Here is a 24148-nt window from a genome sequence, read left to right on the forward strand (position 1 = left end):
GTTATTTTAGCATACGATACGAAGTGGAGCACTAAAAAGGAGGAGTATCTATGTCACATTCATCACCCATCACGATCGCGAACGATCCGTGGGAAGCTTATCGCGACATTGAACAATACGGCACGGTCCGTTTGACGAACATTGAAGTCACGACGACAAAACTGTGTAACATGCGCTGCGAACATTGTGCCGTCGGTTACATGTTATCCAGTAGCGAGTCACCTGAAATCCCTGTCGAACTGCTTATTCAACGTCTGGATGAAATCGAACACCTACGCGCCTTTTCCATTACAGGCGGCGAACCGATGCTTTCAATGAAGTCCGTCAAGGAGTACGTCGTCCCTTTACTTAAGTATGCCCACGAACGTGGCGCTAAAACCCAAATCAACTCAAATTTAACACTTCCATTATCTCGTTATGAATTAATTATCCCTTATCTCGATGTCTTGCATATCTCACATAACTGGGGAACAGCCGATGATTTCATCGATGGTGGCTTTGCGATGATGGAGCGAAAACCGTCACGTGAAGCACGAACGAAACTATTTGAAACGATGAAAGAGAATGCTCGTGTCTTGAATGCACGTGGTGTCATCGTGTCTGCCGAAACGATGATCAATAAACGGACGTTGCCACATCTTGAAGCGATCCATAAGGAAATCGTCGATATGGGCTGTGTCCGTCACGAAGTGCATCCAATGTACCCAGCTGACTTTGCGTCGATGATCGAGGCGGCTAGCTTATCTGAAATCCGAGACGGAATCCATCGTTTGCTCGACGTCCGCGATCCGAACGTCTGGATGTTGTTCGGAACACTTCCTTTCTACGCATGTTCGATGGAAGAGGCAGATTTAGAATTGCACCGTCGCTTGCGTCAAGAAAAAAACGTATCGGTTCGCAATGACCCTGATGGTCGTTCTCGTCTTAACGTCAACATCTTCGACGGTGAAATCATCGTAACCGATTTCGGTGACGAACTCGCTTCGCTCGGTACGATTCACGAGACGTCCTTCAATGATGCGTATGCCCAGTGGCAAGAGACAGAACTGAATAAAAGCTTGTCGTGTCACTGTCCTGCGGTGCAGTGTCTTGGACCGAACGCGCTTGTGAAAAACGCATATTACCCTGAGATTGATTTCACAAAACAATCGAGTCGGCTTTAAGAATCAAAAAAAAGGTTTTGAACAATGGCGTCCCGGGAAAAATGTCACAAAGTAGACACATTCTGTTTTATAAAAAGGGGTGACCGGGATGGAATGGCTCGTAGGTATTGTCGCAATCATCGGTACGTTCAGTATGGTTCTGTTCGTCATGATGGTTGGTATTCGTGCTTCACACAGTATCGAACATGATGAAGTGTTCGATCAGACAGATTGGGATGAACATCTCCTGCACATGCCTCGTCCGACACGGTTTGAACAAGAAAATAAATGAAACACGCCCCGGTCTCCCTTTTCGAAGTCCGGGGCGTGTTATGCTAAAAGAAAAAAGAAAGGTCGTCGTTACTTGTGTCACGTCGTTTTGCTCTCATCTTATCGATCGTCTTCATTTCCGGTTTCACACAAGGATTACTGATTCCATTACTGTCCATCTTGTTAGAACGTCAAGGGACATCTGCTTTCATTAATGGACTCAGTGCCGCCGTCCTCTATATCGGTGTCATCGTTGCCGCACCTCTTATGGAAGGTCCATTACGACGGCGTGGTTATATTCCTGTCATCTCATTCGGTCTTGCCCTTGTCGCAGTGGCTGTCTTCTTATTCCCATTACTCCCAAGCATTATCGCTTGGGTAATTCTCCGCTTCCTCGTCGGTTTCGGTGATCAGACGTTACATTATGGGTCACAAGTCTGGGTAACGTCCATTACACCAAACGAACGGTTAGGACGAACGATGTCGTTATACGGGATGGCATTCGGTCTCGGTTTTGCCTTAGGTCCTCTTGCTGCACCGCTCGTCGATGTGATCGATTGGTTACCGTTCGTGTTAACAGGAACTTTGACCGTCATCGTTCTGATTTTATTATTCCGTATGCCAAATGAAAAACCGTCGTCCGTCATGCCAGAGGAATTGCAAAGTGCTGCTTCACGGTATCGACTCGTCCTATCGACTGCTTGGTTTACATTACTTCCTGGTTTTACATACGGTTTTCTCGAAGCCACACTGAATGCCAGTTTTCCCGTTTTTGCGACGCGTAACGGATATGGTTTATCCGAGACAAGTACCTTGATCACGACATTCGTCGTCAGCTCATTGATCATGCAGCTACCACTGGGGCGACTTGCCGATCACTTCGGAAAACGTCGGACGTTAGTCACTGTACTGTCGATTGGTTCCGTCGCTTTTCTCACTGCTTGCTTCGCCTTCGAACGTTACGGTTGGTTGTTCGCGATTTTTGCCGTCAGTGGAATGGCACTCGGCTCGACGTATTCGCTCGGTGTTGCCTATATGACAGAACAGCTACCACGTCATCTTCTACCGACGGGTAACTTACTTGCCGGGATTGCCTTCAGTCTCGGTTCGATTCTTGGTCCAATTGCCGGTAGTCTGTTCGTCATACTCCCTTCCATGCTGTATTTCAGTTTATTCGTTCTTGTCTTGACGACGCTTGCGCTTCTATTGCGGTATGCCAAACGTCATGAGACACCCCGAATCTAAAAAACGGACCTTGCGCCATCGATGCGCAAGATCCGTTTTTTTCATTTCACGATTCCTTCTTGCCGAAAACTCCGCCAGAGCTTATCGTCGATCGCATACGGCTGTTCTTTTGCACGCTTCAGCTCTTCTGTCTCGAGCAGCACGACGACCTCTCGACCGTTGATTGACCACACTGAATCGTAACCTCTCTCCGCCTCGATGATTTCCACATCCACATCTCCATGGGTTTCCTTCAACTGCTGACTGACGCACGTTACGACGAACCGGGCAAACTCATCACGTGGACGACGAGTGGCAATGATCTTTCGAACGATCTCATTCCGTTCCATTCGTTTTCATCTCCTTCCGTTTTATAGTCGCACTAGCCTTTCAGACAAGGCCGAATCGGTCTTCACTTGACCGTACAGAAAAAAGCCGAACGGGTCGGCTTGAGCAACGAACGATTGGGAGTTACTTTGATTGAAACTATTTTTGCACGATTCTGAATCTTCGTCAACCTCGCTTTTGAAACCATACAGGAAGGTACGTCGAGACTAAAATACCACTGACAACGAAGAGTAACCCAAGCAACGCTTGCGGTGGAATCGTCTCGCCGAGAATCAAGGCCGATAAACTGACACCATAGATTGGTACGAAGAACATGAACAACGACACTTTACTGACTGGATTATATTTCATTAGTAAGTTCCAAAGCGTAAATCCAGTCGCTGATAAGAAGGCAAGATACACGAGCATCCAAGCACTTGTCGTTGAAAAGGTGAATGGTGCGACGTGACCATCGAGAATGACTCCTGCGATAAAGAGACCGATTGATCCAATGACCATCGCCCATCCAGTCATCGGTGCCACCGGATAACGTGCCGAGTATTCTTTGGCAACCAAGTTACCGAACGCCCCGGAAACCATTGCCGCAATCAATAATCCTTCTCCAAGACCAAATGAGACACCTTGCCCACCTTGCGGCCAGTTGGCCAAGATGACACCTGTAAACCCAAGGAATAAGGCAAGTCCTTTGAATCGATTCAATCGATCGTCCTCGTACCGGAAATGAGCCAGTAGCATTTGGAAGAACGAAGTCGAGCCGGCAATGATTGATCCTTGCACACCGGTTGATAAAGAGAGACCAATATAGAAAAAGACATACTGCAAGAACGTCAAAAAGAAACCAAGACGGCTATAGGGATAGGTCCGATTCTTCAGTGTAATCGTTTGTTTAAAGACGAATACACTGACGACAAGTAGCAACACCCCTGCTAAAAAGAAGCGATAGCTCGCAAACAATAGTTGCTCCCCGTATTCAGAAGACGTGATCTGTAATAATTCATAACTTTTCTTAATGAAGGGAAACGCACTTCCCCACAAAAAGGTCGTCAATAATGCAAAGACGACGAGACCAATCCGATGGGTTAAAATTTTTTGCATCTTTCTGGTTCCTTTCCTGTTCCTTTTCACTGAAGCATGGTATAGTAATTCTACAGATAATAATAATTATAATCTAGAGACAATGAAACTCATTATCAATCAGTCAAACTCATTGATATATCACATTCTCATTCTCTTTCTATAATGATTTCATTTCTCATTTACATTTTGAAAGGAGTTTTAATATGATGACTTCCACTACTACCGATGTTCAACAGCGTTCCGTATTCCGTCATGCTTGGGATGAGCATCACGAATTGATTCTAGCATTGTTTAGCGGAATATTGATTTTAGTTGCTTATGGACTCGAAAAATTCAATACGGCGTCTGCCGTTTATGTCACGTTGTACTTATCAGCATATGTGATTGGAGGATATGCGAAAGCAAAGGAAGGCTTGACGGAAACGTATCAAGAAAAAACGTTGAACGTCGAATTGTTGATGATTTTAGCTGCCATCGGTGCCGCTGCCATCGGCTACTGGATGGAAGGTGCGATCCTTATCTTCATCTTCGCGTTATCCGGTGCTCTTGAAACCTATACGATGAATAAAAATGAACGGGCGTTACAAAGTTTAATGTCCTTACAGCCAGAGGAAGCAACGCGTCTGAATGAAAACGGACAACTTGAAGTCGTTGGAATCGAGCAACTAGTAATCGGTAACCTCGTCTATGTTCGTCCCGGGGAACGCATTCCGGTCGATGGTGTCATCGTTCGTGGTCAAGCAGCAATCGAAGAAGCATCGATTACAGGCGAATCGATTCCTGTTGAAAAACAAACGGGCGATACCGTCTATAACTCGACCGTCAACATGAATGGCGTCTTGACGATTGAAATGACGAAAGCCGCTGATGAATCATTGTTCCAAAAAATCATTCATATGGTCCAAAACGCACAAAGTGAGCAGTCTCCCTCTGCTCAGTTCATCGAACGATTTGAAAGTCGTTATGTCAAAATCGTCCTCCTCGTCGTTGCCCTGATGATGGTCCTTCCTCATTACGTCGTCGGCTGGACATTCGAGACAAGCATTTATCGGGCGATGATTTTACTCGTTGTTGCTTCGCCTTGTGCGCTTGTCGCGTCGATTACCCCTGCTGCCTTGTCTGCAATCGCCGCATCTGCGAAAAATGGCGTTCTCTTCAAAGGTGGAGCACATATCGAGACACTCGGACAAGTCGACACGATCGTCTTCGATAAAACAGGGACTCTGACAACAGGTAAACCCGTCGTTACTGAAAGTCGGTACGCGGAAGGTATCGATATCCGAGCCGTCGAACAAGCGGTTGCTTCCATTGAAGCCCAGTCGAATCACCCGCTCGCACAAGCGATCGTTGATCACTTAAAAACCGATGTTCGCGAACCGTCAACGTTCAAAGATGTGACAGGATACGGGATTGAAGCAACTGTCGATGGCGTCACGTATCGCATTGGCAAGCGAGCATTCCACGAAGGTCTAGACGATCCATTCGTCACGATTGAACAGTCACTGAAAGAACAAGGGCATACAATCGTTTATGTCAGCAATGGATCACAAATCGTAGCACTTTATGCATTACGTGATACGATTCGTCCGGAAGCTAAAACAGCAATCGCCGCTTTAAACGATCTCGGCATCGCGACGATCATGTTGACAGGTGATAATCCGGTCACGGCAGCAGCCATCTCGCGTGAAGCGGGTTTAACGGACTTCGTCGCTGAATGCTTACCGGAAGATAAAGTGCGCTATATTAAGCAATACCAAACAGAAGGTCGGACCGTTGCGATGGTCGGTGATGGTATCAATGATGCTCCGGCGCTCGCACTGGCACATGTCGGGATTGCAATGGGTGAAGGAACGGATGCTGCGCTTGAGACTGCTGACGTTGTCTTGATGAAAAACGATTTAGGTCGTCTTGCCTACGCCGTGCATAAAGCCCGGAAGATGAACCGGATCGTCAAACAAAACATCACGCTTGCGATCGGTGTCATCCTTCTATTGATCGCATCCAACTTGTCACAGTTCCTAATCATGCCGTTCGCTGTCGTCGGACACGAAGGATCGACGATTCTTGTCATCCTGAATGGCTTACGTCTTCTTCAACAGGATGCTTTACCAACTCTCCCACAGCGTGTATCCGAAAAACGATTAGCCGCTTAATCATAAAAAAAAACGTCTGACTGCCGCATGGCAATCAGACGTTTTTCGTCTCTTCATCCGAACGTATTCGTCGGAATCGAATCGAGTTCTGCTTGTTCCTTCAAGCGTTTTTCTTCCATCTTCTTCGGATCCGCTTTTTTCATGAATCGTTCCCATGACGCGTTCAATTCAGAACCAAGTAAGATGATCAATCCTGTGAAATAAAGCCATAATAACAAGATAACGACACTACCGAGTGAACCGTACGTCTGATTGTAGTTTGAGAAGTTCGAGACGTAGAATCCAAATCCGACCGATAGTAATTGCCAGACGATGACACCAAAGACGGCTCCTGGGATCGCTTCCTTAAAGGTAATCGGGCGCTTTGGTGCGACGCGGTAAAAGATCGACAGTATACCAATCAATAGAATCGTTGAAACGACGTAACGCAAGACCGTTAATAAGATTTTTTGCCCCATATCGATCGGGAGAACGAAATTCGCAAGATACGTGATGATTGGACCACCAAGAACGTTCAAGACAATCAATAATAACATCCCGATTCCGAGAACAATCGTGAGTAGTAAAGCAATCCCGCGTGCTGCGACAAAACCACGTGGCGAGAAATCACCATAGGCATGGTTCGCTGTCGTGATCAAGCGATCGACACCTTTTGAAGCGGACCAGATGGCAAGAATCGCACCAATCGATAACAATCCCCCCTGCGGATCCTTGATGGCTTGAAAAATCGTATCCGTGAATGTATTGACGGCCCCACCCGGTGCTAAGTCCCGGATTTGTGACTCAAGTGTCTGACGATCAATATCAAAGAACGACAAGACGGAAATGACGAAAATGATACCTGGGAAAATGGATAAAAACCAGTAATAGGCGAGTGTCCCTGCATAATCTGTAATGTTGTGATCGGACATTCGCTGCTTTAAGTTCAAGGCAAGCCCTTTAGGATCGCGTGAATGCGCCATCGTCATCTCTCCTTCATGAAAAAGAGGCAGTCAAAGACCACCTCATTGTTTTAATATACTTTTCCCATTTTATTTCAATTAAAACCTCATTCGTTTTCAGAAAGAATCAATTTATAGAACGGTTCTGTCATTTCTGCCAATTGTTTGGCAAGAGACGGTGGACGAATCGGCAATGACGGCAACTCGGATCGTTTAATCCAGACTGGTGTATAACCAGACCCTTCCTCTTCGAATTCTTCACCCATACCTGTTCCAAAGCGACCGCCAATTGCTTTCGCCCAAAAATAAGGGTTATCGAATCCGTTAAAACGGACGATGGCAGCAATGCCATTCAACTCCACGTCGACACCAAGTTCTTCATGTGCTTCACGAATCGCTGTCTCTTCTAGTGATTCTCCATCATCTTTTCCACCGCCTGGAAAGACATAATACGTTTCGTTCGGTTTATCCCGTCGAATCAACGCAATTTCATCCTGTTCATTTCGTAAAATGATCGCACTTCGTTGAATCGGCATGACGCCACCCCTTTTCAAAATTAATTCATTGAATGGCATCCAGCATTTCTGGAACCAATCCGTTTTCTGTCGAAGCGATGACTTCTGCCGCGATTTTCATGCCAAGCTTTAATGCCTCTTCTGCTGGTTTTTCTTTTGTCAATTCAGATAAGACAGCAGAGAAGAAGGAATCGCCTGCTCCCGTTGAGTCGACGACTTTTACTTTTTTCGTTCCAACATGACCTGACGTCGCCGTACGACGATCGACGTAGACCGCCCCTAGTTCACTCATCGTCACGACCGTGAATGGAGCACCTTTTTTCGCTAGCTCATTTGCTACATGAATCGCATCTTCTACCGTCACGATTGACAGATCAGACAAAATTTCTGCTTCTTCGCGACTGCAAATGAATCCAGTGAATCCTTGTAACAGATGACGATTACGTTCAATGACGCTCAAGTGACCACAAACACCAAACAATGGCAACTCCATTTTGCGACATAGATGAATCAAACGTTCCAAGACTGTAACAGACAAATCAAGATCGATGGCAACGGCATCGACTCCATCGAGCGCATAGATTGATTGACGTAAAATCGCCTCTTCGAGCAACTTCGCATCCGGTTGTTTCGAGATTGAGGTTTGCAAGTCACCTTCGTTATCCATGACCGCTAGCCACATACCCATTCCATGATCTTCTAACATTTCGACATGATCCACATTCGCACCGTAAGATTTCAGCTCATCGAGCACTCCCACGCCAATCTGATCATTCGTAACCGTCGAGATAAAGCGAACTTCATTCCCGAGGACGGCTAAGTTTTGTGCTACGTTGCGTCCTGTTCCTCCATTCGAAAACGTGATGTCTCCTACGTTTTTCGCATCCTTGTGCAAAGGAGCGAACGAAGTTCCTTTTATGTCGACGAATACTTTTCCGATTACCGCGATTTTATTCATTCCAGTTCCACCTCTAACCATATTTCCTGATTCCCGATCCTTGAATTGATCTTTCAGGCACATTGCTTCAATTATAGTAAAATTTTAAATCAGTGACAACCGAAGCACTTTTTTTCTAACTGTTCGCTATCTTCTCATAAAAAAACAGCAAGCGAATCGCCTGCTGCTTTGTTTGAATTTAGATGTTCGCAATCACGAGACTGATTGCGAGTAATAATCCGAAAATCGTATTTACTTTGCCAGTCTGCGCCATACCAGGCATCAGTTGTTCTGGTGGCAAGTCCTCCCAGAAGAGACGGACCGTTTTAATCATGAGCGGAATACTTAACAACGCAAGTAAGGCAAACCAAGAGACTTCGAATGCCAGTACAGCAATGATGAGTGACAGGACAGCTGCCGCAAAAAATCCGATCAAAACGTACACGGCACGGCGATGCCCTACAAGACAGGCAATCGTTTTTCGTCCGTTGACCTTGTCATTATCCAAGTCCCGAATGTTATTTGCAAGCAGGATTGAACCGATCAAGATGGCAACAGGTATCGAAATCGCAATGGCTTCCGTTGGTACATAACCAATTTGCAAGTAGGCGGAGATCGCAATGATGATATATCCCATGAAAAAGCCAGCAACCACTTCCCCAAATGGTGTATACGCGATCGGTAGTGGTCCTCCGGTGTAAATATATCCGACGAACATCGAAATGAGTCCTACGACAAGCAACCACCACGAAGTCTCGATGCATAGATACACACCGAGTAGTGCGGAAATGCCATACAACGTAAGTGCAAATGCAAGAATCGTACCTGGCTTGAATCCATCACGTACGATTGATCCACCGATTCCGACCGATTCCTCTGTATCTAAACCACGTTTGTAATCGTAGTATTCATTGAACAGATTCGTTGCGATTTGAATCAACATCGATGCGATTAACATCGCTACGAACAAATCCAAGCGTATCGATTCCACACGTGGTGCGACAACTGCCGTACCGACGACGACCGGAACAAAACTTGCTGTCAGTGTATGCGGTCGTGTCATTCGCCAATAGACAGCGATTGATTTATTCATATAATAACCCCTTTCCTGTCTAAGTGTAGCGGGTTTCGTTTTTTGATGTCAATGTTCAATCCAAGATAGCTTATTCCTTCTTTTTTGTCCGCAAAAAGTTTACACTTAGAATAAGTGAAACATATCACAGTATCTACAGACTAGGGGGCAATGAGCGGTATGGCTTACGCTCAACAAGAGCTAAAACAGTGTATCGAACAGGCCGTCAGTCAGGCGAATGCCTCACAACGACCTATACTTGCTTCGTATTCATGGGAAATCGAAGCAACTGACATGCGTTCTCTCGAACAGGGTATCGAGGAACGATTTTATTTCGCGACACCTGATCGCTCGATGCGGGCCATTGGGTTTGGCATCGTACAACAACTTCAGGCTTCAGGAACGGATCGTTTTTTACGAATTCAATCGCAATGGACAAATGTGAATCGCGACCATGTCGGTCATGATTTGTTTGCGTTCAGCGGATTCTCTTTCACTGAACTTAACCAACCGGATTATCGCTGGTCTTCCTTTGGAGACGCTTCGATGACGATTCCGAAGTTTTTATTTTTAGAGCAAGATGGTAAGACACGCGTGACGATCTTTGCCCGTGTTGAACCGATGGATCAAGTCGATTCAATCTTAAATCAGCTCGCACTTGATTTCGCCAAAGTTAATCAACCGCAAACACCGACTTCGACAGGCGTCACGCGTTTACGTCTATCTCGGGATGGAAATGAAGCCTTTGAAGCCTCGTTTCAACAAGCGATGCATTACTTGGAGACAACACTTGAAAAAATCGTTTTGGCGCGGGAAGTCGTCTACGAACTGGACCGCCCACTTGATGTAGCCGCCGTCGTTGCTGAACTCGAAGATACGCAGCCCGGTAGCTATGTCTTCTGCTTCCAGCCGAATCCGGAAGAGGCCTTTATCGGAGCCACACCGGAACGACTCGTCCAAAAACGTGGACGTCGCCTTGAGACAGCAGCCGTCGCCGGTTCTGCACCGCGCCACGCGACGGATGAGATGGATGAGGCACTCGGTCAATCGTTATTACAAGATCAAAAGAACCGAATGGAGCACGGGATTGTCGCTGATTCGATCGAACGGACGTTATCTGCTTTTTCAGAGCAACTGGATTGTCCGGATACCCCGATTCTCTTAAAAAATCGTCATATCCAACATCTCTATACACCGATCACAGCGCGATTAAAAGCAGATGTCACGTTATTCCAACTGATTGAGAAACTTCATCCGACACCTGCACTTGGTGGCGAGCCAAAGCAATTAGCGGTCGATGCGATCCAAGAGATTGAAACGTTCGAACGGGGTTGGTACGGTTCACCCGTCGGTTGGATGAACGGACAAGATGATGGGGAATTCATTGTTGCCATTCGCTCTGGATTATTTACGGAACGGGCTGTCATTCTTTATGCCGGTTGCGGTCTTGTTGAAGGTTCTCATTTCGACAGCGAGCTAGCAGAGACGGAAACTAAACTATCACCGATGTTACAAGCTCTTTCACACATTGGTTCGATTGAAAAGGATGATATTTATGTTGACTAAGTGGATGCACACGTTAATTGATACGCTCGTTGCGTCTGGTGTCCGGGACTTCGTCATCAGTCCCGGTTCCCGCTCGACACCACTTGCTATTGCAGCTTTTCTGCATCCGTCTAGCCGTACCCACGTCCTTGTTGACGAACGGTCGGCTAGTTTTTTTGCTTTAGGTTTAACACGGACGGAAGAGCGTGTTCGTCCCGTTGCGCTAATTTGTACAAGCGGTACCGCTGCGACGAACTATTATTCAGCAGTAACCGAAGCTAATATTTTTGAACTTCCATTGATCGTTTTGACTGCCGATCGACCTCATGAATTACGTAATGTCGGGGCACCTCAAGCTATCGATCAGGTCGGACTATACGGCAAGCAGGTTCGTCATGCATTTGATCTTCCCTTAGCAGAAGAAGCGAGTCTTCCTTACGTCGCTCATGTCGCAAAACGTGCAACCCTGCTCTCCCTGACGGAACCGGCGGGACCAGTTCAAATCAACGTTCCATTACGTGAACCACTCGTGCCTGAACTCGATCTTTTACGAACAGGTCGTCCTGTCGGCGTTTTACCTGAACCGACATCGGGAGTAAATAACGCCTTAGCGATCGTGCTTCAGAAAGAGCGCCTTCTTTTTGTACTTGGACCACAACTTGCTGCCGCGGACAGTCAGATTGTCATCTCGTATGCAAAACAAGCAGGGATTCCGGTCTTAGCAGATCCACTCAGTCAAGGGCGGCAATCGCATGATGATCACGTCTTTGCCTACTACGATACATGGCTAAAACATCCGGCCACCGCTCAGCACGTCCGACCGGATCGAATCATTCGTTTCGGCGCCATGCCGACGTCAAAACCTTATCTGCTTTGGTCTCGGGATATTCCGACGACAGTCGTTGGTCATCCAGGGAATTGGCGCGATCCCCAACTCCATTCGGATTTCGTGATTGGTCACGCGCGACAACTCGAACATCATGAGCCCGTTCCGCATGACCCTACGTACCTCAATCTGTTACAACAGGCAGAGCGACGCGTCACCGATGCCTTTACGACGATCGATCAAGAGGAGATGACGGAGTATAACGTCGTCCGCGCGTTAACGACGTTACAAGAAGGAAGCCTATTCGTTTCGAACAGTATGCCAATCCGAGATATTGATACGTTCTTGCCTACAGGAACACCCCTTCGTCTACTCGCGAACCGTGGAGCAAATGGGATTGACGGCATCCTCTCGAGTGCTCTCGGGGCAACGTTTGATGCCAAACACCGCTATTTACTCGTTGGTGACCTGGCATTCATTCATGATATCAACGGGCTGATGACAGCGCGCACGCTTCCGTTAACGATCATTCTCGTCAACAATGCGGGTGGCGGCATCTTTAGCTTCTTACCGCAACAGCAACTCGAGCAAGCGGTGTTCGAGCCACTATTCGGTACACCGCAGCATCTCGACTTCGACTCCCTTGCCTCCGGCTACGGTGTGACCTATCAGGCGATTGATTCGATTGCTGCGTTACGTCAAGCACTTGCGGAAGAGACGAATGTCACTCGGATACTTGAAGTCAAGACAACACGAATCGAAAACGTACAGATGCATCGTTCGATTTGGGACGTGACGAATCAAGCGTTAGCCGAGGTATTCCGATGATTTTACGCGGTCATCCCTATCATGTGAAAATCGAGGGAGCTGGTCCACCGCTCTTATTACTCCACGGTTTTACAGGCTCCCTCTCGACGTGGGACATGCTAAGTGAGCATTTATCGACTCACTTCACCGTCTACCGCCTCGATTTGATGGGACATGGAGAAACGATACCAGCGTCTAATCAACGAATGCGTTTGACACAACAAGTCAAGGATCTTGAGGCGCTGCTCGCTACACGATCCGAGCCATGGATTGTCCTCGGTTATTCGATGGGCGGACGAATCGCCTTAATGTTGAGTGTCGTCTCTGAGCAAATCGCTCGAACAATCGCTGTTAGTACAACACCAGGTATCAAGACGGCAGTGGAGCGAAAAGTACGTCGTGCATCCGATCGTATGTTAGCGGAGCGACTCGAAAAGGATGGACTCGAAGCTTTCATTGATCATTGGGAGACACTTGGATTATTTAAACCTCAAGCGCTTCTCAAAGAACAACAACGCACGCGACTGCGTCAGGAGCGTATGTCTCAAACGGTTGAAGGTCTGAGTGCTTCGCTTCGAGCACAAGGTACAGGAAGCATGCCCTCTCTTTGGTCATGCCTTCCGAAAGAGATTGATTGGATCGTCGGGGAAGAGGATGAAAAATTCCGCGCCATCGCCTTACGAGCGGCATCACCTGAAAAAATTCACGTGATTTTGCATGCTTCGCATGCCCCACATATCGACCAACCGCAAAAGTTTGTTACAATGGTAAAGAATCTACTTATTCATCACTAACATATTGGGGGAATTCAAATGAAATACGCTCCGGAATGGGTATCAGCCCGTAGCTATGAAGACATCAAATATGAACAATGGAACGGGATCGCAAAAATCACGATCAACCGTCCAGAAGTTCGCAATGCGTTCCGACCACACACGGTCCATGAACTCATCGACGCATTTTCACGTGCACGTGACGATCAAAACGTCGGCGTCATCATCTTAACAGGTGAAGGCGATCTCGCATTCTGCTCTGGTGGAGACCAAAAGGTACGCGGACATGGTGGATATGTCGGCGACGATGAAATCCCACGTTTAAACGTCCTTGATCTTCAACGTTTGATTCGTGTCATCCCGAAACCAGTCATCGCTATGGTCGCAGGTTATGCGATTGGTGGCGGACACGTCCTTCACCTCGTGTGTGACTTGACGATCGCTGCAGACAACGCCCGCTTCGGACAAACAGGTCCAAAAGTCGGTTCATTCGATGCTGGATATGGCTCTGGTTACCTCGCGCGCGTCGTTGGACACAAGAAAGCGCGTGAAATCTGGTACCTCTGCCGTCAATATGACGCACAGCAAGCACTTGATATGGGACTCGTCAACACGGTCGTTCCACTCGCGGATCTCGAGCAAGAAACGATTCAATGGTGTGCTGAAATTCTTCAACATTCACCAACGGCTCTTCGTTTCCTCAAAGCGGCATTCAACGCCGATTCAGATGGTCTCGCAGGGATTCAGCAACTCGCAGGAGATGCAACATTACTGTACTACACGACTGACGAAGCAAAAGAAGGACGCGATGCGTTCAAAGAAAAACGCAATCCTGACTTCGGACAGTTTCCGCGTTTCCCATAATGAAAAAAAGGTTCAATCGTCTTATGACATTGAACCTTTTTCGTATATTCATCAAAAAGGAAGTGACTATTTTGTATCCTTGGATCTATACACGGGCAAAAGAGCAACCGGATGACATCGCGCTCATTACGGAAACGGAGCGTTGGACGTGGTCTGAACTATATGCACGCGCGCATCGTTTGGCGAGTACGTGGGCGACGATCGTGACACGCGGAGACCGGATTGCTCTTTACGGTCCATCCAGTGCACAGTATATCGTCGCTCTTCACGCTGCTCAATTGCTTGAATTAACCGTCGTCCCGATCAACACTCGACTAACGCAAACGGAAGTGCTGCGCCAATTCAAACAGGCAGATGTGCGGCTCGTCGTAACAGACCGGATACTCGATACAGCGATTCCGTGTCGAGCTTTTTCTTATGAAAAAGAAGCGCCCGATCTGTTAATACGCCATATGCCTAAACAATACGTCCAATCAATGCTCTTTACGAGTGGTACGACCGGACATCCGAAAGCTGTGGAACAAACGATGTTGAATCATTTCTCGAGTGCGACGAATGCCGCTCGTCATATCGGATCACTGCCAGAGGATCGTTTTTTGATTGTCACACCACTGTTTCATATGAGTGGGTTAGCCGTCGTCTATCGAGCGGTCATCTATGGAGTACCGATCATTCTCGAGCCACATTTTTCACCAGAACGCGCCTTACACTGGATTACGACGGAAAAAATTACACATGTCTCACTCGTCTCAATCATGCTTGATCGGTTGCTCGACGCCGGACTACGTCGTCACGCGCTTCGCGTCGTACTGACAGGGGGTGGTCCTGTTCCATTACCGATTCTGACGCGTGCACTCGACCGCAATATTCCTGTCATGCAGACATATGGGATGACGGAAACAGCTTCTCAAATCGCGACTCTTCTGCCTGAGGATGCCTTACGAAAAATCGGATCAGCTGGACAAGCCATTTATCCGACGCAAATCCGCATCACGCGCCACCAAGAAATCGAAGTCAAAGGACCGACAATCATGAAAGGCTATTTTCATGATGAAGAGAAAACGGCAGACGCCTTTACAGCAGACGGTTTTTTCAAGACTGGTGACTTAGGACGTTTGGACGCCGATGGATACCTATATGTCCTCGATCGTCGAAGTGATCTCATCATCTCAGGTGGGGAAAATATTTACCCAGCTGAGGTCGAATCAGCACTTCTCTCGATCGATGGGATTCAAGAAGCAGGTGTCGTCGGACGATTTGATGCTAAATGGGGACAAGTTCCGGTTGCCTTCATCGTTAGTTCACTCGATGAAGCCATCATCCGAACGGAAATCAGTCAATTGCTCGCCAAATATAAATGTCCGGTTGATTACATCTATCATAGCGTTTTGCCACGCAATGCGAACGGTAAACTATTGCGGAAACAACTGAAGGAGTCATTATGAGCATCACCCTCCGGTCTGCCGAATTGTTCGATGTACCGCTCGTCTTTCGTCGTCCGATGCAAACAGCACTCTCGACGTTAACGATACGCAGGACGACGATTTTGCGCCTGACCGATTCGGAAGGACGAATGGGTTACGGGGAAGGAGTCGCGTTTGATACACCGTGGTATACGTCCGAAACACAACATTCTCTGCAAGGAATCGCTTCACTGCTGTACCAGTTACTTGACCAACCGCTCCATCATCCAGCAGATGTCACGCACCGCTTCCGCATCGTGCAAGGCAATCCGATGGCAAAAGCGATGTTTGAAGGAGCGATTTATGAATTATTCGCAGCAGCTGCCGGACAATCGCTCGCTACGTATCTCGGAGGTGATGAATCATCCCTCGTACCTTGCGGGAAAGCACTCGGACGGGCTTCTGCAGCGCAGACCGTCGAAGCCGTCGGACAAGCGATCGCCTCCGGATATGGACGGATCAAGCTGAAGCTCGCTCCGACGGATACCGTCGTTCTTGAGCAAGTACGTGCCGCTTTCCCTGATGCGCCCTTGATGTTTGACGCTAACGGCAGCTTCACAGAAGCAGACTTTCCTTTATTACAGCATTGGGATTCATTCGGTCTCGTTATGATGGAACAACCTCTCGTAGCGTCGGATTGGTCCGGACATCAACGTCTCGCTAAACTCTTGCAGACACCGATTTGTCTAGATGAATCCATCGTCGCTCCAGCGGATGCCGATTTGATGAAGAAGCTTCACGCTGGTCAGATTCTGAACATCAAACCGGCACGTGTCGGTGGGCTGACGAACGCTTTGTCCCTTCGAACAAAAGCGCCCTACTGGCTCGGAGGGATGTTCGAGAGCGGCATCGGACGTCGTCAGACCCTTGCTTTCGCGACACTTCCAGGGCTCGCTTATCCGATCGATATGGCAAGTACTGCGGATTATTTTGAAGAAGATTTGCTCGAGACCCCGTATCATGTCGAACACGGACACATTCGCTATTTTGCTCCAGCCGTATCCGAGTCCCAATTAAACAAATTGGCAACCTCCCGGATCTCTTTGTAACAAGAACACCACGACGAAAAAGAGGCAATGGATTGACTTCCATTGCCTCTTTTTGTGTTTTATTATGCGAACTTTTTTAGAACGATTCTTTGCCTTCGACTTTCGTCAAAATCTCATACCCGTCCTTTAAGACGACGACAGTGTGCTCAAACTGTGAGACAAGGCTCCGATTTGGTGTGTATAACGTCCAGCCATCCCGCTCATCTTCGATACAGAACTCGTCTCCTGTTGAAATGAACGTCTCGACAGCAATGACTTGCCCTTCCTTCAGCAGATCGTTTTCTTCACGATTGAAGTAGTTCGAGATGGATTCCGGCTCACCATGAAGTGTCTTCCCGAGACCATGCCCCGCTAAGTTACGGATGACGGTGAAACCACTCTTACGCGTTTCAGCATAGATCGCTTTTCCGATCTGATTGACCTTCGTTCCGGCTTTGACCTTCTCGAGTCCTTTTTCAAGCGCCGTCAATGATACTTCAACGAGTCGGACATCTTCCGGACGTTTTGCTTCTCCTGCGATGACTGTTTTCCCCGTATCCGAATAGTAGCCATTCTTCACAGCTGAGACATCGACATTAACAATATCGCCTTCTTGAACGACATATTTACCGGGAATACCGTGTGCTGCGATATCGTTGACACTGATACATGTCGCTCCCGGAAAATCATACATGACGATCGGGGCAGATTCTGCTCCCTGCTCCTTCAGAATACGTGCTCCGATGTCATCAAGTTCCTTTGTCGTGATTCCTGGTTTGACGGCATCCGCCATCTCGTCGCGCGCCATCGCGACGATGCGTCCAATTTCTCGTAATGCTTCATAATCATAATCTAACACTTTCATTTCCTCCTCATTCACTCAATCGTTCTTGATATAGATAATCTGCGGAGATATCCGCAAATAAGAACATGCCATTGCTGAGCGGCATACTAAACGTCCGCGTTTGTTCACTCGAGCTGAAGTCGACGTACCGTTCCGACAGATATCCGCTATGCCGTCTCTCCATTGCTACCGTCGTCCGGATAAAGTAAGGACGAAAACTCCAGTTGTATCCCTTGTAGAAGGAATACAGTTTCCACTCGCCACTCTTTTTACTGACATTCGAAGACTGTTGGAAGCCATTCGCGTCCGTGATGTAAAACCGGATGAATTCCGGCTCCATCTTCCGGGCGAGCATTAGCAGCCATTGATCGAGATCTTGCTCCGACTTCAAGGACTGACAATACTCATTAAATCGGACTGTCCAGTCTTGCTCCAGTTGGAACAGGCGATTCATCTGTTCCCGATCATATTTATAGAACATCGGGACTTCATGGATCAAGACCTCCATTCCAGGACAAGTCATGACCCATTCCGGCGCAGCCTCTCCTAAAAGATTCCCCATGTAATAGCGTCCACCATGCTGCCACGCATATCGAAGTTGACCAAGATGACTGATGTTTTTATACAAAAGTGGCGCTCCAAGCTGATCACAAAGGTGCTCCATCGTCTGTAAGAGATGCGGATACGATGCTGAGACGGTCTTTTTCTCAATCATTGAAGATAGATCGACGATTAACATATCCGGCGACATCGAAAAGACGCGTTCGAGACTCGTTGCTTCCGCGCGATCCAGCGCTACCTTCAGTCCAGAATTCTGATAGTACGCGACGATCCGGCCCAGACGATCAAAATCATCGACTTGAACATCCGTCAAAGTAACATACATCCGTTCTTTTGGAAACGACGAGTCGACCGTACGTAAAACATGCAAGAAATCTTCCCCACCGTTCTCAAACAACCAAGCCGGACGACAACAGATCAGGATGAACGCTTGTGTATCGGAGGGTACTTTTTGGAATGCTTGACGGACGACATGTCCCATGACTTCGAGCTGATACTCGATCGGAACATCATCTTCCTGAAAAAATGGTTTTAACGGTTCTCCACGAAAATGGGACTGGATTTCATACCCTTCCACCTTAAAAGGGGCAGCGCCTACGATCGGTTGAAACCACGCCTCTATCTCTTCGGGATGAACGATGACATCTAATGCGTCCATTCTATTCCCCCCTTGTACTCTTGTTCTATCTTAACAAAAAAGGAGCCTCTCTGTAACGAGAGAGCCCCCTGTTTTACGATAACGTCGTATCTTTCCGCATTGCGATATACAAATACACACCGAATGTCGCCGTCAAGTAGATGATACTCAGGACACCGTATTGAATCCCAACAGCTCCGCCCTTACCAATGGCCAGCACAAGAAAGATGATGCCACCAAATAATAAGGTCGCTAACGGAATATAACGAAAATGTCCTTTTGTCGTCCGCTCACAAATCTTTTTCGTCGCGACGATCAGTGCAACGAGACAGACGGATGCTGCTACATAAATGGTATACACGAATGATTCAGCCCTCTCCCTATCGTTCATGGCTCATTTTATCACGATCGCTTAGATAAATCATAAAAAAGAACCGACTTGTCTGTGACAAATCGGTTCGAATCGTTTACTTTTCAAAGCGTGGTTTGCGTCCACCACGGTTACGATCGCTTTCGCTACGGTTGCTACGTCCAGCATAACCGCCTTCACGACGATCTGATGAAGAAGATGAACGACCACCTTCACGACGATCGCCACCACGCGGGTTGTTTCCACGGTATCCGCCACTGCGGTTGCCGCTTCCACTTCCACCTTTGTTTCCGTAAGGACGACGGTTTCCACCACCGTTGCTACCGAAACGTTTCACGCGGATTGGTTCGATTGAAGAGATTTGGACTGGTGTTGCATCCGGCTCTTTCGTCAATCCTTTAAGTGCTGCTGAAAGAAGTTCCACTGCTTCGTACTCTTCTAAGAGTTCTTGTGCAAGTGTCGTATATTCTTTTGAGTCTTTTGCTTCAACACGTTTAATGAGTTCTTGTGCAGCAAGCTTCAAGTTGCCTTCTAAGATTTCATCAAGTGTTGGTGCATGACGACGTGACATTTTTTTGTTCGTGACACGTTCGATTGTTTTGATTTGACCGAATTCACGTGGTGTAACAAATGTGACAGCCGATCCTGTTTTACCAGCACGACCTGTACGACCGATCCGGTGAACGTAGCTTTCTGGATCTTGTGGGACATCGAAGTTGTAGACGTGTGTGACACCAGAGATGTCAAGACCACGTGCTGCAACGTCTGTCGCTACGAGGATATCGATCGTTCCTTTTTTGAAACGACGGATGACTTGGTCACGTTTTGCTTGTGTTAAGTCACCATGTAAACCATCAGCTGTGTATCCGCGTTGGATCAAGCCTTCTGTCATCTCGTCAACACGTTTTTTCGTACGACCGAAGATGATTGAAAGTTCTGGAGAATCTGTGTCGATCAAACGGCAAAGAACGTCGAATTTTTGGCTTTCTTTCAATTCGATGAATGACTGGTCGATGTTTTCAACTGTCATTTCTTTTGCTTTGACTTTGATGTGCGTCGGAGTCGTCATGAAACGATCTGCGATTTTACGAATTTGTGGTGGCATCGTTGCTGAGAACAAGAGTGTTTGACGTGTTTCAGGAAGTGCACCGAGGATTTTCTCGATATCTTCGACGAATCCCATGTTCAACATCTCATCTGCCTCGTCAAGGATGACCGTTTGAACGTGATCGAGGTTCAACGTCTTACGGTTCATGTGGTCCATCAAACGTCCTGGTGTCGCAACGACGATTTGTGGATTTTTGCGAAGTGCACGGATTTGACGATCGATTTGCTGACCGCCGTAAACAGGAAGTGCATGAACGCGTTTTACTTCACCGATCCGGTTCAATTCTTCAGCTACTTGGATTGCAAGCTCACGTGTCGGAGCAAGGATCAACGCTTGGATGTTGCGTGATTTTGCGTCAAGACGCTCGATTGTTGGGATACCGAATGCTGCAGTTTTACCAGTACCTGTTTGTGCTTGACCAATTAAGTCAACGCCGCTGAGTCCGACTGGAATTGTTTCTGCTTGGATTGGTGTTGCTTCTTCAAAGCCCATTTTTAGGACACCTTTGATAAGTGCCTCACTAAGATTTAATTCACGAAATGTTGTCAATGCTAAATACTCTCCTTTGTCATATGAAAAGCGTCTGCCACTAAACAGACGCTACCGTAACGAATACAATCGACTACCTATTATAACAGAATCTATCCCATAAAGATAGAGTGGTTTCTCTCATAATAATGTTTAGGGAAGTCACCATCATAATCGTTGCCATAAGGGCGAGGGAAAGGCGAAGTGCCCGGACCGTGCGATGAACGTCATCGCGTGCCCCCACTAGTGATGGGGTATATTCAGTAAATGGTCGCCGGTAATCAAACCAGCCGCAACCACCAAAATGATGAATTCCTTACTATCTATTCGAAACGCAGGCTTACTCGGTTTGATTATTGCGTCAACCGAATACCCGTTTCATTTTTTTCTATTTTTTTATCTTTCAACAGGCGACCGAGCGCTCGTTTGAATGCTGCCTTACTGAGACCGAATACTTCATCGATCGTCTCGGGAGCTGTCTTATCACCATACGGCATCTGACCATCATGTTCAAGTAGATGGTTCAGAATCAACTCCGCGTCTGTATCAATGGCTTCAAAGGCACGTGGTCGTGCTGAAAGTAATACTGTACCATCTGGTTTTACATTTGTCACTCGTAATTTCAAGACTTCTCCAAGACGCGGCCAACGTTCCATCTCGCGTTCATGCAAGAATCCGATTGACTGATCGTTGACCCAGACATTGACGCCTGGTTCGCGTTGTGAGAAGACGAGACCTTCGACGTCCATGTTGTTCCATTCTTCTGGAGCTGGCTTCGCTCGTAAGTTGAAGTAAGCATATGGTGCAGGGTCTCCGAGTAAACGAAGCTTTTGATCATGTTTTAGACGAATGAAAAGTTGATCGCCTTCTTCCGGCCAGAACATCCGACGTTGCGGCAAATCGTCAAGTGAGACAAGAACATCTTTTTGAATCCCGATATTCGCGAACACTCCTGTGTTATAGCGTGTCCCATTGATCGTCGTCTTGACGTAGTCTTCAAATGAAGCTTCTGGAATCGTCATCGATGATGCCAAACGTCCTTCATTATCTTGATACAAGAAGACTTCTACTTCATCATCAAGAGCTACTTTTTGTGTCTGTTCATTGTTATGCAACAACACATCTTCATTTCCATCTGTCAAAAACACTCCGAACTCTGCTTCACGTTCTACTTTTAATGTGACAACCTGTCCTGCGCGTAATCCCATTTCGGGTCATCTCCTCTCTCTATTTGAATTGGTTCAAGTTCATTCTTACCATCCTTCTGTTCTTTCCCTACCATACTATACTCTTTTTCTGTTCACCTCTGAAATCGACCCCACGATGACAGTTGTGACATATTTGTGAACGAAACACATTTGCGTGATTTTTTTGAAAAAAAGATATATGATTAAATAACAGGAAAAAGAAGGTTTAGTTTAGGTAAATATGGGGGATAAAAATGTTTCATAATATTCAATCGCGTTCGTTCGCTCGACGCTTCACGAAAACATTGGTTTTTGCATTTTTTGCTTTCCTTGCTACGATTGGAATCGTTTTTGCAGAAGGATCAAACAGTACAGATATGACTCCGAAGACACCAGCGCTTCAGCAAATCGATCGCCCTTAAAATCTACACCTTCCGTGTGGATTTTTTTATTTTTTCCGGACATTTACAGGACGATAAAGGAAAATCAAGTTCAACCTCGAATTAGATGAACATACCTATATTTTAATTTCGAGGAGGAAACGGACGTGCTCTTCTACTTATTCACGACGATTGCGGGTCTCATCACTACATACTTAAGTTTTGTTACCGGTTATTATACAAGTTCGATTGGTGTTTTCGTCTTTACGTTAGCGATTTGCCTATCGTTATCATCGATTCGACAGTTACTCCGTACGTCCTATCTGACTTACATTGAATACATTCAATACCGTCGCGTCAAAAAACAGTACGAACGCATGAAAAAACGAGAACAGTCTTATCAAATTGCCTATCCTAATCGAGATTCGAGTACACCACTTGCATTCTCTGGGACAGACCAGCATGATAAATAAAGAACACGATTTCATCACCTAGGAGGAACAGATTCATTATGAACGAAATCCCTTTATCAAACGGTTGGACACTCCGCTACTCACCTGTCATCGATTTATGGTTGAAGGAAGATGGCGTACTGCTCGTAGATCACGAAGATAAGGTCCGCTTGACTCTCATCTTGGATGAAGAGACGATGGAAATCAAACAGATCGACAACACGAACGCTACGTTCTCCGTTGATCCGACGACACGTCGCCTCACTTTCGAACTTGGAGAAAGCGAAGAGGAATCTGAGCCTCGTTACTGGGAATAATCATGGAGACCGGGTGCGACACCTGGTCTTTTTTTGTACAATAACATCAGCAATGAAAAAAAGGAGCTGTCACTTTACTATGATCCGTACTGTCATTTGGTTCATTTATTTTGGACTTGTCTTACCCTGTACCTTACCGTTTTTACCAACCGCAAAACGTCGAACGCATCTCGCGCGCTATGCATTCGTTCAGCGTGTAGCGAGCGCCTGGGCGAACTCTCTCCTCCGACTTGCTGGCGTTCGTGTCCATGTGACGGGGCATGAACATATTCCGGCAAATGAACCTGTCGTGTTCATCTCGAATCACCAAGGAAACTTCGATGTTCCGATTCTACTTGGAAAAATCGATAAACCAAAAGCATTCATCTCAAAAATCGAAGTGAATAAAATTCCAATCGTTAATGTCTGGATGAATCTGATGGGGTGTGTCATGATTGACCGAAAAGACCGACGCCAGTCCCTAAAAGCGATCCGCTCTGGTGTCGACACGATCAAGGACGGACAATCAATGATCATCTTCCCAGAAGGAACACGTTCAAAAGGCGGACCGATGGCGGAATTCAAAGCAGGAAGTTTTACCCTTGCGACATCAAGTGGCGCACGCGTCGTACCCGTCGCGATTTCAGGTAGTTATCGTGTCATGGAGGAAACGGGTAAGATCCGTCCGGCTACAGTCGAAGTCACGATCTTGCCGTCGATTGATCCGAGCACGATGACACAGAAAGAACTCGTCCAGACGGTCGAACATCAAATCAAACAGATTGTAGAAGGTGTCTAAT

At 46.9% G+C, this 24148-nt stretch carries 24 protein-coding genes and 1 pseudogene; 14 read left to right on the forward strand and 11 right to left on the reverse strand.

The annotated features are described in order from the left end of the window. Positions 1-50: 50 nt before the first annotated feature. The 3 genes and pseudogenes from yfkAB to Q7C19_RS13940 form a co-directional block, all read left to right on the forward strand. A complete protein-coding gene (gene yfkAB, locus Q7C19_RS13930) occupies positions 51-1163 on the forward strand; it encodes a radical SAM/CxCxxxxC motif protein YfkAB (protein ID WP_375092345.1) in 1113 nt (370 codons plus the stop codon). A gap of 88 nt (positions 1164-1251) precedes the next feature. Then, positions 1252-1434 carry a hypothetical protein gene (locus tag Q7C19_RS13935; protein ID WP_023467292.1) on the forward strand — a complete coding sequence of 61 codons (183 nt, stop codon included), beginning with the start codon at positions 1252-1254 and terminating at the stop codon, positions 1432-1434. 68 nt (positions 1435-1502) lie between these two features. Next, a pseudogene (locus Q7C19_RS13940) lies at positions 1503-2657 on the forward strand (MFS transporter); the annotation flags it as partial. A gap of 41 nt (positions 2658-2698) precedes the next feature. Here Q7C19_RS13940 and Q7C19_RS13945 read toward each other — a convergent pair. Together Q7C19_RS13945 and Q7C19_RS13950 are read right to left on the reverse strand one after the other, a co-directional pair. Beyond that, positions 2699-2986 (reverse strand): hypothetical protein, encoded by a 288-nt coding sequence (locus tag Q7C19_RS13945; protein ID WP_023467290.1) that lies wholly within the window; start codon positions 2984-2986, stop codon positions 2699-2701. A gap of 163 nt (positions 2987-3149) precedes the next feature. Continuing rightward, positions 3150-4079 (reverse strand): DMT family transporter, encoded by a 930-nt coding sequence (locus Q7C19_RS13950; RefSeq protein ID WP_375092346.1) that lies wholly within the window; start codon positions 4077-4079, stop codon positions 3150-3152. Between the two features lie 188 nt (positions 4080-4267). Between Q7C19_RS13950 and Q7C19_RS13955 the strand changes: the two genes are divergently transcribed. Then, positions 4268-6214, forward strand: coding sequence for a heavy metal translocating P-type ATPase (locus tag Q7C19_RS13955; RefSeq protein WP_375092347.1), 1947 nt, complete (start codon positions 4268-4270; stop codon positions 6212-6214). A gap of 53 nt (positions 6215-6267) precedes the next feature. Here Q7C19_RS13955 and Q7C19_RS13960 read toward each other — a convergent pair whose 3' ends face one another. The 4 genes from Q7C19_RS13960 to Q7C19_RS13975 form a co-directional block, all read right to left on the reverse strand. Then, the gene (locus Q7C19_RS13960) at positions 6268-7176 is read right to left on the reverse strand and encodes a YihY/virulence factor BrkB family protein (protein ID WP_035412690.1); all 909 of its coding nucleotides are present in this window, start codon (positions 7174-7176) and stop codon (positions 6268-6270) included. 86 nt (positions 7177-7262) lie between these two features. Beyond that, positions 7263-7691 (reverse strand): NUDIX hydrolase, encoded by a 429-nt coding sequence (locus Q7C19_RS13965; RefSeq protein ID WP_035412687.1) that lies wholly within the window; start codon positions 7689-7691, stop codon positions 7263-7265. A gap of 25 nt (positions 7692-7716) precedes the next feature. Further along, on the reverse strand, positions 7717-8628 hold the full coding sequence (locus Q7C19_RS13970; RefSeq protein WP_035412684.1) for a guanosine-inosine kinase: 912 nt from the start codon (positions 8626-8628) through the stop codon (positions 7717-7719). A 178-nt stretch (positions 8629-8806) separates the two neighbouring features. Beyond that, positions 8807-9700, reverse strand: a complete 894-nt coding sequence (locus tag Q7C19_RS13975; protein WP_056063630.1) for a 1,4-dihydroxy-2-naphthoate polyprenyltransferase — start codon at positions 9698-9700, stop codon at positions 8807-8809. Positions 9701-9859: 159 nt separating this feature from the next. On the opposite strand from Q7C19_RS13975, the gene Q7C19_RS13980 reads away from it, so the two are divergent. From Q7C19_RS13980 to menC, 6 genes are all read left to right on the forward strand, one after another. Next, positions 9860-11245, forward strand: a complete 1386-nt coding sequence (locus tag Q7C19_RS13980) for an isochorismate synthase (RefSeq protein WP_035412678.1) — start codon at positions 9860-9862, stop codon at positions 11243-11245. 4 nt (positions 11246-11249) lie between these two features. Next, complete coding sequence (gene menD, locus Q7C19_RS13985; RefSeq protein ID WP_375092348.1) at positions 11250-12878, forward strand: 2-succinyl-5-enolpyruvyl-6-hydroxy-3-cyclohexene-1-carboxylic-acid synthase; 1629 nt, start codon at positions 11250-11252, stop codon at positions 12876-12878. Then, positions 12875-13651: a 2-succinyl-6-hydroxy-2,4-cyclohexadiene-1-carboxylate synthase gene (gene menH / locus Q7C19_RS13990; protein ID WP_035412672.1), complete on the forward strand. Its 777-nt coding sequence runs from the start codon at positions 12875-12877 to the stop codon at positions 13649-13651. Before menD ends, menH begins: the two co-directional genes overlap by 4 nt. A gap of 18 nt (positions 13652-13669) precedes the next feature. After that, positions 13670-14494, forward strand: coding sequence for a 1,4-dihydroxy-2-naphthoyl-CoA synthase (gene menB, locus Q7C19_RS13995; protein ID WP_023469886.1), 825 nt, complete (start codon positions 13670-13672; stop codon positions 14492-14494). Positions 14495-14556: 62 nt separating this feature from the next. Further along, on the forward strand, positions 14557-15939 hold the full coding sequence (gene menE / locus Q7C19_RS14000; protein ID WP_375092391.1) for an o-succinylbenzoate--CoA ligase: 1383 nt from the start codon (positions 14557-14559) through the stop codon (positions 15937-15939). Continuing rightward, positions 15936-17006, forward strand: coding sequence for an o-succinylbenzoate synthase (gene menC / locus Q7C19_RS14005; protein WP_375092349.1), 1071 nt, complete (start codon positions 15936-15938; stop codon positions 17004-17006). Before menE ends, menC begins: the two co-directional genes overlap by 4 nt. 76 nt (positions 17007-17082) lie before the next feature. Here menC and map read toward each other — a convergent pair whose 3' ends face one another. The 5 genes from map to Q7C19_RS14030 all read right to left on the reverse strand — a co-directional run bounded on the left by map (position 17083) and on the right by Q7C19_RS14030 (position 22241). Beyond that, positions 17083-17844 carry a type I methionyl aminopeptidase gene (gene map, locus Q7C19_RS14010; RefSeq protein ID WP_375092350.1) on the reverse strand — a complete coding sequence of 254 codons (762 nt, stop codon included), beginning with the start codon at positions 17842-17844 and terminating at the stop codon, positions 17083-17085. A gap of 13 nt (positions 17845-17857) precedes the next feature. Further along, complete coding sequence (locus Q7C19_RS14015) at positions 17858-19048, reverse strand: EAL-associated domain-containing protein (protein ID WP_375092351.1); 1191 nt, start codon at positions 19046-19048, stop codon at positions 17858-17860. Between the two features lie 73 nt (positions 19049-19121). Continuing rightward, complete coding sequence (locus tag Q7C19_RS14020) at positions 19122-19388, reverse strand: hypothetical protein (RefSeq protein ID WP_035412663.1); 267 nt, start codon at positions 19386-19388, stop codon at positions 19122-19124. A gap of 106 nt (positions 19389-19494) precedes the next feature. Continuing rightward, positions 19495-21054 (reverse strand): degradosome RNA helicase CshA, encoded by a 1560-nt coding sequence (cshA, locus tag Q7C19_RS14025; protein WP_035412660.1) that lies wholly within the window; start codon positions 21052-21054, stop codon positions 19495-19497. Between the two features lie 332 nt (positions 21055-21386). Further along, positions 21387-22241 (reverse strand): CvfB family protein, encoded by an 855-nt coding sequence (locus Q7C19_RS14030; protein ID WP_214856486.1) that lies wholly within the window; start codon positions 22239-22241, stop codon positions 21387-21389. A gap of 233 nt (positions 22242-22474) precedes the next feature. Here Q7C19_RS14030 and Q7C19_RS14035 point away from each other — a divergent pair, with 233 nt between their 5' ends. The 4 genes from Q7C19_RS14035 to Q7C19_RS14050 all read left to right on the forward strand — a co-directional run bounded on the left by Q7C19_RS14035 (position 22475) and on the right by Q7C19_RS14050 (position 24147). Further along, on the forward strand, positions 22475-22642 hold the full coding sequence (locus Q7C19_RS14035; protein WP_023467274.1) for a hypothetical protein: 168 nt from the start codon (positions 22475-22477) through the stop codon (positions 22640-22642). 125 nt (positions 22643-22767) lie between these two features. Then, on the forward strand, positions 22768-23073 hold the full coding sequence (locus Q7C19_RS14040; RefSeq protein WP_035412654.1) for a hypothetical protein: 306 nt from the start codon (positions 22768-22770) through the stop codon (positions 23071-23073). A gap of 38 nt (positions 23074-23111) precedes the next feature. Next, positions 23112-23369, forward strand: coding sequence for a hypothetical protein (locus tag Q7C19_RS14045; RefSeq protein ID WP_023467272.1), 258 nt, complete (start codon positions 23112-23114; stop codon positions 23367-23369). A gap of 79 nt (positions 23370-23448) precedes the next feature. Then, entirely contained in the window at positions 23449-24147 is a 699-nt protein-coding gene (locus Q7C19_RS14050; protein ID WP_035412648.1) for a lysophospholipid acyltransferase family protein, read from the forward strand. Position 24148: the final 1 nt, after the last annotated feature.

It is taken from the genome of Exiguobacterium sp. PHA03 (genome assembly GCF_041945985.1).
Lineage (GTDB): Bacteria > Bacillota > Bacilli > Exiguobacteriales > Exiguobacteriaceae > Exiguobacterium_A.